This is a genomic window from Afipia sp. P52-10 (assembly GCF_000516555.1).
Classification (GTDB): Bacteria; Pseudomonadota; Alphaproteobacteria; order Rhizobiales; family Xanthobacteraceae; genus P52-10.
Window position 1 is genome coordinate 2894817 of record NZ_AZSJ01000003.1, and the last position, 11417, is coordinate 2906233.

Genomic DNA, 11417 nt, shown 5'->3' on the forward strand with positions numbered 1-11417 from the left:
GGAGTTTACGGTTGCGTTCGCGCTGCCGCTGCTACCCGCCTTTTTACTACCGCCACGCATCGCCGCCTCCACGCCGCAGGTTCATCGGCTTAGGATTGCGGCGCGCACGCGCATCTGATCGCTGATAGGCGATGCGCGTGTGGTGGGCGCAGTACGAGACGCCTGAGAGCGTCTTGCCGCCACAGAAATGAAAGTCCGGCTGCAGCGGATCGCCGACGGGCCAATGACAGGTCTCGGTGGTAAGCTCCACCAGTGTCTTGCGCTGGGTGAACGGGATGATCTCGGCCGAAAGTTGCAGATCCGTGCCAGCCTCGATCTCGGTGGCCTGATCCAGCGCGACCGCGAGCCGCGACGGTGCGCGCGGCACACGCACCATCCGGTTGCCAGGCTGGCGAGGCGGCCGTGGCTCACGCACAGAGCCAGGCTTGACGCCCTGATGCCGGCCGCTAAGGCCAAGGCGATGCGCCTTGGCGATGACGGCGTTGCGTGACACACCGCCGCCGAGCTCGGCGGCGATCTCGCTCGCCGATAGCCGGCCAGCCTCCCACGCCTCCTTCAGAAGCGTGATGCGCTCCTCGGTCCAATAGCTTGTTGCCGGCTGCATCACCGATCCTTCCTAGCGGAATCGAGGGCGGCGCGGAGCTTGCGGCCGAGTGCAGTCTGCACCTGATCGTAATGCGGCTGTTGAAAGAACATCCAGCCGTTCAGTCGTGCGACGCGGAATGCATAGAGGTCGAGGTCTTCGAGCGGCGCGTTGCGGTTCAACGGCCTGACCGCGCCGATCTCGACCAATCGCATCCACTGCGCGTTGATGACCGCGCGCTTATTCGCGATCACGTCGGCGCTGTCGGCCGGCCACGCCACCTTGGCCGCGCGCTCAAGCCAGGACTTCATGCCTTCAACCGCGACCGTGCCGTCGCGCGACGTCTTCAGAAACCGGGTATGAGACACGCCGCATTGCCGCTCCAAGAACGACAGCATCGCGCGGTCGGTGCGATCGGTGACGATGCCGAGGTTGTAGCCGGCGATCCACAGCGCGCGGAGTTTGGCAGCGATCGGACTGTCGAGTCCGGCTATCGCGCCGGGCGTGCGCACAAGGCCGGTGCGTTCGCGCAGGCGGTCAATGAACAGGCTGGCTTTGACCGCTGTCAAATCCTTCGCGCTGTGGTGACCGGTCTGCTGTGTCAGAAAATCGCGATAGGTTTCGTCATCGAAGCCGGCGCGCGTGGCCAGCATGTGGATGGTGGCGAGCTGGCCGTTGGTGACCATGGCGATGCGGTTCATTTACGCTTCTCCAGTTGGAAGGGAACGATGTTGGTGAGAACTTGATGGATTAGTCTTCGCAGCGGATCGCGATCGCTCGACACACGGAGCTCCAGCCCCACGTTATGTTCGAAGCTGGCGTACACCTCAGTTGTCATGAGATGGCTTGCGACACAGAGAGTAAAACGGCGGTCGCGTTTCGATCGTAGGTGAAGGAAAAGATGACCATCGGTGTCGGTCTCGCCGATGGACACCTCGAAGCCGCCCTGTAGGAGTTCTTGATAAACCATCGTTGCTGCGATGTGTTCTTTGGGGGTCATAGCGCTTTCCTCCGAGAGCAGAAGCCGTCCGCGTCGCGCGTTCCCTTCGGCACGATTGCCAGTTCGAGGTCGAGGGCATTGAGCGCCGCGTCGAGATCATCGACGCGGGGCATGTGCTTGCGCCGCCACGCGGTGAACGACGCCACGTTCATGCCGACCCGCGAGGCCATCGCGTGGCGGCTCGCGCGTTGATCGTTCATCGCGACGAACATCCCGCGCACGCACGGATGGGTATGCTCCGGGATCGCCAGCTTGCGGCCGCCCTGCACCGCGATGCCTTCGCGGCGCTTCGCCTGAAATGCCGGGTCGGCATTCATCGCCTTGATCCGCGCCGAACGGGCGGCGCGCTCGGCCGCCGGCAGGTTCTGCGGCCCCTTGTTTCGGCGATCGACAAACGCCGGATCGGCGTTTTGCGCGCGCATCAAGCGGGCCTGCGCCGCCCGTCGCTCGGGTGTCCAGCCTGCCGACGTGCCGCTCATAGATCATCACCGTCATAGGCGACACCATCGAGAAACAGCATCACGGCGTCGTTGATGATGTCAGCACGGCGCTCTCCGGTGCGTTCGCAATGCGCCTGCAGCGCGGCCTCGACGGCCGGCGACAGATCATCATCCGTTTTGCTCAACACGACGATAGCGCGCGCTGCGTTCGGCTGAACCTTGATCCAGCCGCGCGCCTCAAGCGATGCGAGCATCAGGTTGACGTGCCCCTTCGACCTGAGTCCGAGCGCGTCGGCCAGCTCGCCGCGCGTCGGTGCGCAGTGATGCGTGGCGATATGTGCCTTGATCGCGTCAAGGCATTCTTGCTGGCGCGGTGTGAGGCCGAACTGGACGGTGCGCGCAGTCGCGTTCATTGCAGCTTCTCCTCGTTGTTCAAGCTAGTGACGAACGCGTGCAGCATTCGTTCAGCGATCCGATCGGGCGATATCCGCTCGTTGCGCTCCGCTGCGGCCTTCGCATAGATGTCAAAGGCCGCAAGGATGTAGACATCGGCCATGGCTTCGAGCGCCGTGTTGGAGCTGCAGAGGCCGAGGTCGGACAATTGGTCGGCAGTGCTGACGGCGACCGCGAAAAGACGGTGCCGATTTTTCTGAAAGGTGCCCTGGACGATGTCGTTCACGTCGATCATTGCACCGCCTCCGGCAACGTCTCGTCAGCAAACGGCTCGATCGTGAAAGTTTCGCCGGCGGAGTTGATCTTGATGCCGACGATCGTCTTCGCCAGCTCGGGATCGTTCAGCATCGCCGCGCGGTTGATCGTGACGGCGGGACGCAGGAATTTCTTGTAGGCGTCGTTGCCGCCGCTGATCAGCGCCTTGATACGATCGATGATGTCATCGACCTTGCCGCGCGTGTTCACGGCCGGCGGATTGTGCCGCCAGGAGACGGTTCCGGTGCCGAAGTCGATCGTCTTCGTCTTGTTGTTGTCGGTGAGTGCGACGCGGTTCGCCTCGCAGAAGGTGGTGATGCCTTTCACCAGCGCGTCGGATTGCTCCTGCAGCGGGGCGGACTGCCTGACGGCCTCGGCTTTGATCGCCGCAAGATCGTCATTCATCGCCAGCTCGATGCGCGCGATCTCTCGCACGAGCCGGCCGTGTTCGGCGATCATCGCCGCAGCTTCGTCGCGGTTCTGCGGCACGCGCACATTCGCGGCCTTCACTTTAGTCTTCAACGCCATGGGTCGAGGTCTCCGGAGCTGTGATGGTAGGATTGCTGACGCTGTAGCCGATGGCTTCGAGTTCGCCGGCGACGGCGAAAATCTTGGCGCGCACCTGATCGGCGATAGCGCGGCGGACGATCGGGCTCGCTTCACCGTCGAGCCGATCGGCGGTGAACAGCATGTCGAAGGTCATGTCGGTGATGCGGACCAGTGCGGTCAGCAGTTGCGCCATGGCGATGACATCGACGGTCGATGCGGCGACGGCCGCGCGCTTGCCTTGCGCCACGATGGCGGCCGCAACCTTGATCGCATCGACGGCCGCGATCTGCGCGGCCAACTCGGGCGACGCCGGCGCGAGTGATGGTGATGCAGTGTCGGTCATCAGAACGCATCTCCATCGAGGTTCGGATGGTGAGGAGCATGCCGGCGCGGGAACAGCACAATGTAGGCGCCAGGCTCCTCGCTGGCCGCGACGACATCGAGCCGGTTCGGATCGACTCCGAGTTCGAGCAGCGAAGCGTTGGCGATGCACAGCGCGAGATCGCGCGAGAGCTGGAGCATGCTCGCCTCATCCGGCTTGTTCTGTCCGGACAGCCAGCCGTCATAGGTGGCGCGAAGGCGTTTCAGATCGGCGCTGAGCATCACGCACCTCGCGGCTTATGGTGCGAGTGTGAGCATTGCGGCACGCCGATGCCTCGGCAGGCGCGATAGATGCGACCACGCACCGACGAGGCCATGGTGTTGTCCATCTCCTGTTGCTCAAGACAATAGTCGCGGCCGATTTCGCCGAGCACCGGGCAGGTCACAGTCGCACCCATAAGAGCGCCACGGACTCGACCTTCAATGCGATCGAGCGAGGCCGGGTACTTGTTCGATAGAACTTGGCTGAGAGCGGTTTGCGAACACCCGATCTTTGCAGAGGCGGCGATACCCGATGAGCGATTGGCTTCGCGGGCCAGTTCCGCGATCCATTCCGGAAGATTGTCGCCCCACGCGGCTTTTGCCTTAGCGAGAAAATCAATGCGCTTGATCGCGGTCATCGCAGAACCTCCGAGGCGACAACGTCGTCAGGTACAAATTTTTGAGTATTCGGGTCCCAAAGCGCGACAGTCTCGATGCGCCGCGCTTCAGGCGCTTGCGGGCCCGTGTCCATCGCTGGCTTCAGGCGCCAGGTGGAGCGGCTGGCAATGGTCTCGGCGTTTACCAACGCAAGGTAACCAGCCATCTGCAGTCGGCGGATGTACTTGCGTGCCGCTTCGCGCGAGGGGGCGACGTCATCAGTTCTGGCGGCGAACACAACGTCGGCCAGCGTGAACGTCTTCAGCGTGCGGATCGCCGTCCAGATGTGCGCCTGCATGCTGGCATGCACCGGCGTCCCGTCTTGGCGAAAGCGCGGCGTGAGCACCTGTCGCTTAACGACGCGGAAGACATGGCCGACTTGCTGTCCATTGTTGCGGTGGGCGGCGCGGACGATCGCGAGATAGCCGCCAGCAACCAACTGCATTACGTACTGGCGGATGGGGCGGATGTTCGCATTGCTTTCACCGTCGATGTCCGGGATCGTGAATTCGCCCTGGCTCGCATCGAGCTTCAGGATGATTTCCCAGAATCCGTCGGGACCGCGGGGCACGCGCGTCTTCAGGGTCGTGCGGGTGAAGTGTTCCGGGCGCATCAGGCAGCACCCTTCGCGCTGATATGCTTGAAGTCTTCTGCCGGGCGCGGCGGCGGCGGCTCGCCGGTATAGAATTTCTGATCACCCCAATGCGCGAGCGTGAGCTTGGTCAGGTTTTGGTTGCGGGCGATCTCACTCGCGGTGTCAAGGTTGACGACGATGCGGCGAGCCTTGCCCCCGGAGTTAACGCAGATCGCTTGCAATAAGTCATCGGCTATGGCGACCTTCGGCACATAGACCTTGGCGAACTGCCGTGCATCATCGATGTCGCAGGGCTGCGCCGCGAACCACGACAGCACCCGGTTATGCATCCGTTCGACTTGCAGCAGCTTGGTCGGCAGCCTCTCTTCACCGATCAGGATCACCGGTGCGCCGGATTTCTCCTGCAGCTCGCGCACGGTCTCGATCATGTGTTTGTCGACGAGCTTGTCCGCTTCGTCGATGATCAGCGGTCGGCGTGGATCATCGCCGAGCGCGGCAATCGCCAGCTCGCACAGTTTGTCGAGCCGCGCGCTCTCTCGTGCGCTGATGCGAAACTCGCGCAGGATATTGTGCAGCAGCGTCCGCCGAGACCAACTGTCACCGACTTCGACGCGTGCCGCGCGCAGCTTGTTTTGCGCGAAGATCGATGCGTATGTTTTGCCATATCCCGACGGGCTGTGGCACACGCCAAAGCCCGGCAGATGTGGCGCACGCTCGATCAGCCGCGTCGCCATGATCATGAAGGCGGCGACGTTCTTGATCGCGACCGGACCGGTGTTGGTGCTCATGTTTCTCGAACCTTTCAGGATGATGATTTGGATGCCGCGCTGGACTCGTGCGCAGCGGTTGGTTGCGCCTCGCCATAGGTCATGGCGAAGCCGCGGTACTCGGACCCTTCGCGGTAGCTGCCGAGCCACAAGAGATCGTCGGGCTCCACGAATTCGTTGCGTGCCAGCGCATCTTCCAGCGCGCGCGCTCTGTTCCAGCGTTGATGCGGTGTCTCCTCGGTGCGCAGCTTGCGCACCGGTGCCGGCGCATCGGCCTCGGCACGAAGCTGCGCTGCGAGATCGGCGACATTCTCGGCGTGCTGTGTGGCCACCGGCTGTGTGTGTTGACGCGCCGCAGCCAGTGCCGGCGTCTCGTGCGCGTCAGAGGCGCGTGGGAATTCCACCAGTTTGCCGGCGCGAGCCAGCGCCTGCCTATGGATCGCCGGCGCCATGTCCTTGGCTTTGATGCGCCGCGCTTCGCGTCTCACATCTGCCATGCGCTCGTCGATGCGCCGCTTCTGTTCGTTGCGGGCGGCAATCGCTGCGGCGGCTGGGTCGATGCCGGCGAGCTCCGGCGCGACTGCAACGCCCTGGTAGAGCTCGCCCGTGCGATCGAACACGTAGGCGCGACCCATATCGGCCGGGTCCATTCGCACCAGCACGGTTTCACCGACCGTGAGGAAGCCACCGATGTAATGTGCGCCGTCGATCCGCAGCCCGGTCTTGGTCACAGTGCGCAGGCCATCCTTGCCAGCGACCGGCGCCAACAGCATGTCGAGCGCGCGCACGTCCTCGATCTCGCGCAACCGTCCCGCGCTCATCGCCGCGACGGCGAACGGCGTCTGTCCGCCCAAGCCCGCGTGCGGCTTGTTGGCATAGACATCCTTGCACCAGTTATCGACATGCGCCTGCAGATCGGCGGCCGACAGTGCCACCTCGAACATATCCTCCGGGCTTTCGCCGAGCCGCGCGGAGAATGCTTTGCGACCTTCGATCACCTTGCGATCGGCCACCGAATGGCCGATGAAGCCTTCCAGCGTTCGCATCAGGCCGCGTTGCAGCGTGCCGATCGCGCGCTCGACATGACCTTTTTGCTCCGGCGAGAACGGTGCGGATTTTTCGTGCTCGATCGCCAGCGCCGCGAACAGCCGTTGTGTGGCTCGTGCCACGAAGTCGGAGCCATTGTCGGTTTTGATCCGTTCCGGCACACCCCATGCAAGAAGGGCCTTGCGGATCAGCAGTCCGACCGCAGCCGCACGCGGCGTCTTGGTGACCAACGCGATCAACCGGCGAGAATAGACGTCGGTGCAGACATAGAGGGTGTACCGGCCATCGGTGGTCAGCACGTCGGTCGGCGATGCATCGATCTGCCAGACTTCATTGAGGCGTGACGCCGGATTGGCGACGCGCGCGGCGAACCGCATCGTGCTCTTGAAACCGTCCGGGTTACGGATCGCCTCGATCTCGACGCGATAAGAGCCCCGCCACGCTTTTAATGCGTGTTGAAAGGTGCGGATGGGCGGCAGGGGCTCGATGCGGTCGCCGACCGTCACATGCGGGAATCGGTCGGCGACCAGGTCGCGGATATGATGCGCGGTGAGCTGTGGCTGCTTGGCGATCAGCGCCAGCACATAGTTGCGCACCTCACCGCCGTTGGCCCGGTCGAGCACACCAGTCCCCTTGCGCGCAGCAGCGCGATCGACGGCGAGCTTCGATTTCTGCCCACTGGCCGCCAGCGCCCGCCAGCGCGCCAGTGTGCGCGGCGTGATGCTTTTGACCTCGGCGGCGATCCAGCCGGCGACTTGCAGGTGGCCGGCGTTGTATTGATCGCACAAGTACCGATCCGCCTGCTTGCGCACGAGCGTCGCGGTCGATGCGAGCTGATCGACCAGCGCAAGGATCGCAAGGCGCGCGTCACGAGCCTGCGCCGCGCTGCAGCCGATCGCGATGGCCGCGGGCTCGGCTTCGGCGTCGCGCGCGATCGAAGTCGGGACATCGATCGCGCCGATGTGGCGGCTGACGTAAGCCGTGCGCGCTTCGACCGGCAGGGACTCGATCGCGTATTCAAGCCCGCCGCCTTGGCCAACGCGTGTGCGCGATTGCCAATTGCCACGCGACGCGGCGCGCCGAACGCCGCGCTCGTAATCAGGCAGTCCCGGCAACTGGAGGCTGGCGATCTCGGCCGCCGACAGGAACGTCTTCATGGCTGACCGTCCCTCCATGCACGGTCCGCCGCTTCGATCTCCTGGTCGATGCGTTCGCGGTGTAGCTTTGCGCTTTCTCGGCGCAGGAGCGCCTCGTAGCGCTCGTGGACTGCGATAAAGCCCGAGCCGGCCAGCAGCTCATTCAGCAGCCGGGCATCGCCGGTGACGGCGAACAGCGCCAGCAGGCGATAGGCTGGGATGTTGTGGCCGTCGTTTGCCGTGCTGGTATATTGCGCGAGCACTGTGACGGTGATCTTCTCGCCGCCCAAAAACTCGCTCATCTGTTCGGCGATCTCTTCGCGCGAACGACCACTGTCCTTCATCGCCTCGGCGACGGCGCGTTTGATGCGGCCGGAAAGGCGCACTGACTTGATCCGCTCGTGATCGAAGCGTTCGACCACTGGCGGCAGCATGAAGCCGTTGTGTGCCGATCGCGTCACTGCCATACCTCCGGCAGTTCGACCACGATCCACGCACGAGACACGGTCCCGGCCTCGATCCCTTCGAAAGCGTTGAACATGTCGGCGAGAAGCTGCGCTGTAACCTTGCAGTCATAGGCGCGCGCATGATCAGGCCGACCGGTCGTGATCGGTGGATAGACGCCGATCGGATTCGCTTTCGTCGCAAACCGTCCCGCGAAGAAGCGAGGCTGGCCGCCGACCAATTTGCCGACCGTCACCTTCATCGCCACCACCTCGCGGCGACGATCAGCGCGGGCGACGCCGGTGTTGCAGCAATGATCTGCGGCGCCGGCGCTGTATGACGCGACGCGGCTTTCAGCAGCGCGGCCGAGGTGATGACCAGCACGAGGGCGGCGACGGCGCTGCGGAAGAGCGTGGAGCGATCGGGGATCATCCGCGCCCCCGAGTCATTTTTGCCTTGCGCTTCTGACTCGACGATCGAAGCAATTGCAGCTTCGATGCGCCGATGACGACGTTGTCTCGGAGTACGTCATGAGAGATCGGAACAAGAACAGATGCAGGCGCAGCGAAATATGCGCGTGAGCGTGCGGTCATCATGCTGCGCGCCCGCCTGTGCTGAAAAACCAATTGTCGTCCCAACTCAGGTTGCGACGACGCGCCTCCGCGCGAATCCGCTTCAGATGCCGAAGCGACGGGTCATTCACCCCAGTCTCCCAACGAGAGACGGTCGGCTGCTCGACCCCAGCGATGGAAGCCATTTCTTCCTGGGTCACTCGGAATACGTTTCTGCGGATGTGCTTGAGTGTGTTCATCCATATATGGATATCCATAAATGTATGAATAAAGCAAGAACAAACTCGTCTTGTGGATTAGCGAGGCCGTATACAAATACGTATAATTCCGGGATGGAAATTAGCCGGATTATTCAAGAACTTCTGCATGTCAGGGGATGGACGCAGTCAGAGCTGGCCGATCATCTCGACACGACGCAGAATAATGTTTCTCGTTGGGTGAGCGGCATTGAGCCGCGTGGCCCGGTGCGAGATGTGATTCTCGATCTGGCGCGCGAATCGGGTGTGGTTGACGATCCGCGCGTGGGCCGGGCGAGCGTTCCTATCATGGGTTACATCGGCGCTGGCGCTCAGATTGATCCTGAGTTCGAGCAGGTGCCGGCTGATGGTTTAGACCAAGTCGAGCTACCGCTCCTTCTGCCAGACGGTGTCATCGGCTTCCAAGTCAAGGGCGACTCGATGCTGCCCAAGTATTCGGATGGCGCGGTCATCGTCGTGCATCGAGAGCAAACACGAGCGACCACCAGCTTGATCGGTGAGGAAGTTGCGGTTCGCACTTCGGAAGGGCGCCGTTATCTGAAACTCCTTCGCGCAGGACCAAAGCCAAATACTTACAATCTCGAATCGTTCAACGCTCGCCCGGTTGTCGGCGTGCATCTTGCGTGGGCCAGCGAGATCATCGCAATCATTCCGCCCCGGCAAGTCCGACATGACAGTCGCAAGCCGCAACGCAAGCGACCCAGATCGAAGGTGCGCACAAATGACTAGGTGGTTCATCGCTATAGTGGCGATGTTTGCGACGGCTCCATCGATTGCAGCCGAGGGTATCGACCGCCCATTTGGCTTCGAGCTCGGACAGAAGATCAGAGTCGAACAAACCAACTTCAAACTCGTGCGGCGTGCGGACCGAGAACATCAGCCTGCAGGCTTGATGAGCGAGTTGCGTTTGAACTCCTATACGCCGGTCAGAGTCGTGCCGAAACCGCATCCGCTTCTTGATCGCTATGTTATCTTGGCGACCGATTATGCCGGGCTATGCTCGGTCGCAGGGTCGGCTAAGGTTGATGGCCGCAATCCGCAACAACTGTTTGATACGCTGCACCGACAGCTTTCTGAGGCGCTGGGCGATCCGACATCCAAGCTGGCGTCTACAGCATCAAGCGCGGTTTGGCGACCGAACGGCCCGGTAAACGTCGTCACACTCGTCGCGGCGGACGACTCAGTGCTCCTGAAGTTCGATTTTTCGAACATTGGGGAATGCGAGCCCTCCAGGGCCGGCAACCCGTTTCGGTAAATCGCCAGAGGCGCCCGTACGTGCGTTTTGGCGGGCCGGGGCTATAGAGCGGCGGAAACTTTCTTAAAACAGAAATTAAAACGGTTTCTGGGCGCTTGGAGGGGGCTTCGCGCCTTAGTCGCCCGGCCATCGTCCATTCTTGTCTTGGAATGGCCGCTGTTTCACGGGAAACGCCCCCTGTTTCACGCGCCGAACGGACCCATTTCGCAGCCTCTTGACGGCATAGGTATTAAATACCTATGATAATGGCGTTAGGAGAGCACAAAGATGACCAGCGGCCCGATTACGCTTTACCACGGCACCATCTATGAAATCGGCGAGTGGCACTTGCCAGCCGGCGAGATGCGCAACGCTCGCGGGCCGGCTGCAATTTGTCTGACCCCAGAGTTTGAGATCGCAAAGGGCTACTGCAATGCCGCTGACGGTGGGACCGAAGAGATTGCTCGCCTGATCCCGCAGGTCAACAACGCGCGTGCGGATACAGTCTTTGATTTCGACAAGATCGAAAAACCGTACACCTTGCGATATCGCGCGCTACAGGATCAGCTCGATGAACTTGAAGCCGCGTGGCGCGATGGCCGGCTCCGGCGCATCGAGCGCGTCTATCGCGCAATGGTGACCCCGCGCAATGCGCTGCGATTGGATGCAGGCGGCCGTAAATTCTGGAATATCACCGGTAACCCCGGCCGTAAGCAGGATATCTGGACCGCTGCCAAGAAAGCCAAGGACGCTGGCCACGATTGTCTGATCGTGGACAACGTCATCGATAACGGGTCGGTTGGACTCGATCGAGTCGGTACGACAGTCATGGTCTTTGATCTGTCCATCATTTCTCAACCGGAGTTGGTTGCAGAAGAAGCGCTGACGTTCGCTGAAGTCTGCGGTCGCACAGCTCAACGCTTGGCAGGCTGATGGCTCGATCGACCCTCATTCAAATCCTTGCGCGCGATCAAAGGCCAGCCGGTCAACGTTCGGTCCTTTGCTTCTTGTGCCGACGCCCGGTTTCGTTCGCGACGATCGATCATGTGGTGTCGCGGCGCCGCG

General features: G+C 62.3%; 20 protein-coding genes. 3 read left to right on the forward strand and 17 right to left on the reverse strand.

Features of this window, described 5'->3' with window-relative positions; all coding sequences use genetic code 11:
• Positions 1 to 46: 46 nt before the first annotated feature.
• The 17 genes from X566_RS14870 to X566_RS14945 form a co-directional block, all read right to left on the reverse strand.
• The gene (locus tag X566_RS14870; protein ID WP_051444125.1) at positions 47 to 604 is read right to left on the reverse strand and encodes a GcrA family cell cycle regulator; all 558 of its coding nucleotides are present in this window, start codon (positions 602 to 604) and stop codon (positions 47 to 49) included.
• Positions 604 to 1284: a regulatory protein GemA gene (locus X566_RS23995; RefSeq protein ID WP_051444126.1), complete on the reverse strand. Its 681-nt coding sequence runs from the start codon at positions 1282 to 1284 to the stop codon at positions 604 to 606. Before X566_RS23995 ends, X566_RS14870 begins: the two co-directional genes overlap by 1 nt.
• Entirely contained in the window at positions 1281 to 1583 is a 303-nt protein-coding gene (locus tag X566_RS14880; RefSeq protein ID WP_034467532.1) for a hypothetical protein, read from the reverse strand. Before X566_RS14880 ends, X566_RS23995 begins: the two co-directional genes overlap by 4 nt.
• Positions 1580 to 2062 (reverse strand): hypothetical protein, encoded by a 483-nt coding sequence (locus X566_RS14885; protein WP_034467534.1) that lies wholly within the window; start codon positions 2060 to 2062, stop codon positions 1580 to 1582. The genes X566_RS14880 and X566_RS14885 overlap by 4 nt, the downstream gene beginning before the upstream one ends.
• Positions 2059 to 2436, reverse strand: coding sequence for a hypothetical protein (locus X566_RS14890; RefSeq protein WP_034467536.1), 378 nt, complete (start codon positions 2434 to 2436; stop codon positions 2059 to 2061). The genes X566_RS14885 and X566_RS14890 overlap by 4 nt, the downstream gene beginning before the upstream one ends.
• Positions 2433 to 2711: a hypothetical protein gene (locus X566_RS14895; protein WP_034467539.1), complete on the reverse strand. Its 279-nt coding sequence runs from the start codon at positions 2709 to 2711 to the stop codon at positions 2433 to 2435. The genes X566_RS14890 and X566_RS14895 overlap by 4 nt, the downstream gene beginning before the upstream one ends.
• Positions 2708 to 3259 carry a host-nuclease inhibitor Gam family protein gene (locus X566_RS14900; protein WP_034467541.1) on the reverse strand — a complete coding sequence of 184 codons (552 nt, stop codon included), beginning with the start codon at positions 3257 to 3259 and terminating at the stop codon, positions 2708 to 2710. The genes X566_RS14895 and X566_RS14900 overlap by 4 nt, the downstream gene beginning before the upstream one ends.
• The gene (locus X566_RS14905; RefSeq protein WP_034467543.1) at positions 3243 to 3623 is read right to left on the reverse strand and encodes a hypothetical protein; all 381 of its coding nucleotides are present in this window, start codon (positions 3621 to 3623) and stop codon (positions 3243 to 3245) included. The genes X566_RS14900 and X566_RS14905 overlap by 17 nt, the downstream gene beginning before the upstream one ends.
• The gene (locus tag X566_RS14910) at positions 3623 to 3883 is read right to left on the reverse strand and encodes a hypothetical protein (RefSeq protein ID WP_034467544.1); all 261 of its coding nucleotides are present in this window, start codon (positions 3881 to 3883) and stop codon (positions 3623 to 3625) included. Before X566_RS14910 ends, X566_RS14905 begins: the two co-directional genes overlap by 1 nt.
• Positions 3883 to 4281 carry a hypothetical protein gene (locus X566_RS14915; protein ID WP_034467546.1) on the reverse strand — a complete coding sequence of 133 codons (399 nt, stop codon included), beginning with the start codon at positions 4279 to 4281 and terminating at the stop codon, positions 3883 to 3885. The genes X566_RS14910 and X566_RS14915 overlap by 1 nt, the downstream gene beginning before the upstream one ends.
• On the reverse strand, positions 4278 to 4913 hold the full coding sequence (locus X566_RS14920; RefSeq protein WP_034467547.1) for a hypothetical protein: 636 nt from the start codon (positions 4911 to 4913) through the stop codon (positions 4278 to 4280). The genes X566_RS14915 and X566_RS14920 overlap by 4 nt, the downstream gene beginning before the upstream one ends.
• Entirely contained in the window at positions 4913 to 5629 is a 717-nt protein-coding gene (locus X566_RS14925; protein ID WP_244434757.1) for an AAA family ATPase, read from the reverse strand. Before X566_RS14925 ends, X566_RS14920 begins: the two co-directional genes overlap by 1 nt.
• 68 nt (positions 5630 to 5697) lie before the next feature.
• On the reverse strand, positions 5698 to 7866 hold the full coding sequence (locus X566_RS14930) for a DDE-type integrase/transposase/recombinase (protein WP_034468825.1): 2169 nt from the start codon (positions 7864 to 7866) through the stop codon (positions 5698 to 5700).
• Complete coding sequence (locus X566_RS14935) at positions 7863 to 8279, reverse strand: hypothetical protein (RefSeq protein ID WP_152539880.1); 417 nt, start codon at positions 8277 to 8279, stop codon at positions 7863 to 7865. Before X566_RS14935 ends, X566_RS14930 begins: the two co-directional genes overlap by 4 nt.
• 23 nt (positions 8280 to 8302) lie before the next feature.
• Positions 8303 to 8551, reverse strand: coding sequence for a hypothetical protein (locus tag X566_RS14940; RefSeq protein WP_034467548.1), 249 nt, complete (start codon positions 8549 to 8551; stop codon positions 8303 to 8305).
• Positions 8548 to 8721 (reverse strand): hypothetical protein, encoded by a 174-nt coding sequence (locus X566_RS25030; protein ID WP_160170480.1) that lies wholly within the window; start codon positions 8719 to 8721, stop codon positions 8548 to 8550. The genes X566_RS14940 and X566_RS25030 overlap by 4 nt, the downstream gene beginning before the upstream one ends.
• A 160-nt stretch (positions 8722 to 8881) precedes the next feature.
• Entirely contained in the window at positions 8882 to 9100 is a 219-nt protein-coding gene (locus X566_RS14945; RefSeq protein WP_152539881.1) for a helix-turn-helix transcriptional regulator, read from the reverse strand.
• 93 nt (positions 9101 to 9193) lie between these two features.
• Here X566_RS14945 and X566_RS14950 point away from each other — a divergent pair, with 93 nt between their 5' ends.
• The 3 genes from X566_RS14950 (at position 9194) to X566_RS14960 (ending at position 11285) form a co-directional block, all read left to right on the forward strand.
• Entirely contained in the window at positions 9194 to 9847 is a 654-nt protein-coding gene (locus tag X566_RS14950) for an XRE family transcriptional regulator (RefSeq protein ID WP_160170481.1), read from the forward strand.
• Positions 9840 to 10373, forward strand: coding sequence for a hypothetical protein (locus tag X566_RS14955; protein WP_152539883.1), 534 nt, complete (start codon positions 9840 to 9842; stop codon positions 10371 to 10373). The genes X566_RS14950 and X566_RS14955 overlap by 8 nt, the downstream gene beginning before the upstream one ends.
• 267 nt (positions 10374 to 10640) lie before the next feature.
• Positions 10641 to 11285: a hypothetical protein gene (locus tag X566_RS14960; protein WP_034467552.1), complete on the forward strand. Its 645-nt coding sequence runs from the start codon at positions 10641 to 10643 to the stop codon at positions 11283 to 11285.
• The last annotated feature ends 132 nt before the right edge of the window (positions 11286 to 11417 follow it).

Bases quoted from the DNA above. Each gene is read 5' to 3' on its own strand.
- X566_RS14870 (WP_051444125.1), bottom strand. From the start codon at position 604: ATGCAGCCGGCAACAAGCTATTGGACCGAGGAGCGCATCACGCTTCTG.
- X566_RS14895 (WP_034467539.1), bottom strand. From the start codon at position 2,711: ATGATCGACGTGAACGACATCGTCCAGGGCACCTTTCAGAAAAATCGG.
- X566_RS14880 (WP_034467532.1), bottom strand. From the start codon at position 1,583: ATGACCCCCAAAGAACACATCGCAGCAACGATGGTTTATCAAGAACTC.
- X566_RS14945 (WP_152539881.1), bottom strand. From the start codon at position 9,100: ATGAACACACTCAAGCACATCCGCAGAAACGTATTCCGAGTGACCCAG.
- X566_RS14955 (WP_152539883.1), top strand. From the start codon at position 9,840: ATGACTAGGTGGTTCATCGCTATAGTGGCGATGTTTGCGACGGCTCCA.
- X566_RS14960 (WP_034467552.1), top strand. From the start codon at position 10,641: ATGACCAGCGGCCCGATTACGCTTTACCACGGCACCATCTATGAAATC.
- X566_RS14920 (WP_034467547.1), bottom strand. From the start codon at position 4,913: ATGCGCCCGGAACACTTCACCCGCACGACCCTGAAGACGCGCGTGCCC.
- X566_RS14925 (WP_244434757.1), bottom strand. From the start codon at position 5,629: ATGGCGACGCGGCTGATCGAGCGTGCGCCACATCTGCCGGGCTTTGGC.
- X566_RS14890 (WP_034467536.1), bottom strand. From the start codon at position 2,436: ATGAACGCGACTGCGCGCACCGTCCAGTTCGGCCTCACACCGCGCCAG.
- X566_RS14950 (WP_160170481.1), top strand. From the start codon at position 9,194: ATGGAAATTAGCCGGATTATTCAAGAACTTCTGCATGTCAGGGGATGG.
- X566_RS14910 (WP_034467544.1), bottom strand. From the start codon at position 3,883: ATGCTCAGCGCCGATCTGAAACGCCTTCGCGCCACCTATGACGGCTGG.
- X566_RS14940 (WP_034467548.1), bottom strand. From the start codon at position 8,551: ATGAAGGTGACGGTCGGCAAATTGGTCGGCGGCCAGCCTCGCTTCTTC.
- X566_RS14885 (WP_034467534.1), bottom strand. From the start codon at position 2,062: ATGAGCGGCACGTCGGCAGGCTGGACACCCGAGCGACGGGCGGCGCAG.
- X566_RS14900 (WP_034467541.1), bottom strand. From the start codon at position 3,259: ATGGCGTTGAAGACTAAAGTGAAGGCCGCGAATGTGCGCGTGCCGCAG.
- X566_RS23995 (WP_051444126.1), bottom strand. From the start codon at position 1,284: ATGAACCGCATCGCCATGGTCACCAACGGCCAGCTCGCCACCATCCAC.
- X566_RS25030 (WP_160170480.1), bottom strand. From the start codon at position 8,721: ATGATCCCCGATCGCTCCACGCTCTTCCGCAGCGCCGTCGCCGCCCTC.
- X566_RS14915 (WP_034467546.1), bottom strand. From the start codon at position 4,281: ATGACCGCGATCAAGCGCATTGATTTTCTCGCTAAGGCAAAAGCCGCG.
- X566_RS14905 (WP_034467543.1), bottom strand. From the start codon at position 3,623: ATGACCGACACTGCATCACCATCACTCGCGCCGGCGTCGCCCGAGTTG.
- X566_RS14930 (WP_034468825.1), bottom strand. From the start codon at position 7,866: ATGAAGACGTTCCTGTCGGCGGCCGAGATCGCCAGCCTCCAGTTGCCG.
- X566_RS14935 (WP_152539880.1), bottom strand. From the start codon at position 8,279: ATGCTGCCGCCAGTGGTCGAACGCTTCGATCACGAGCGGATCAAGTCA.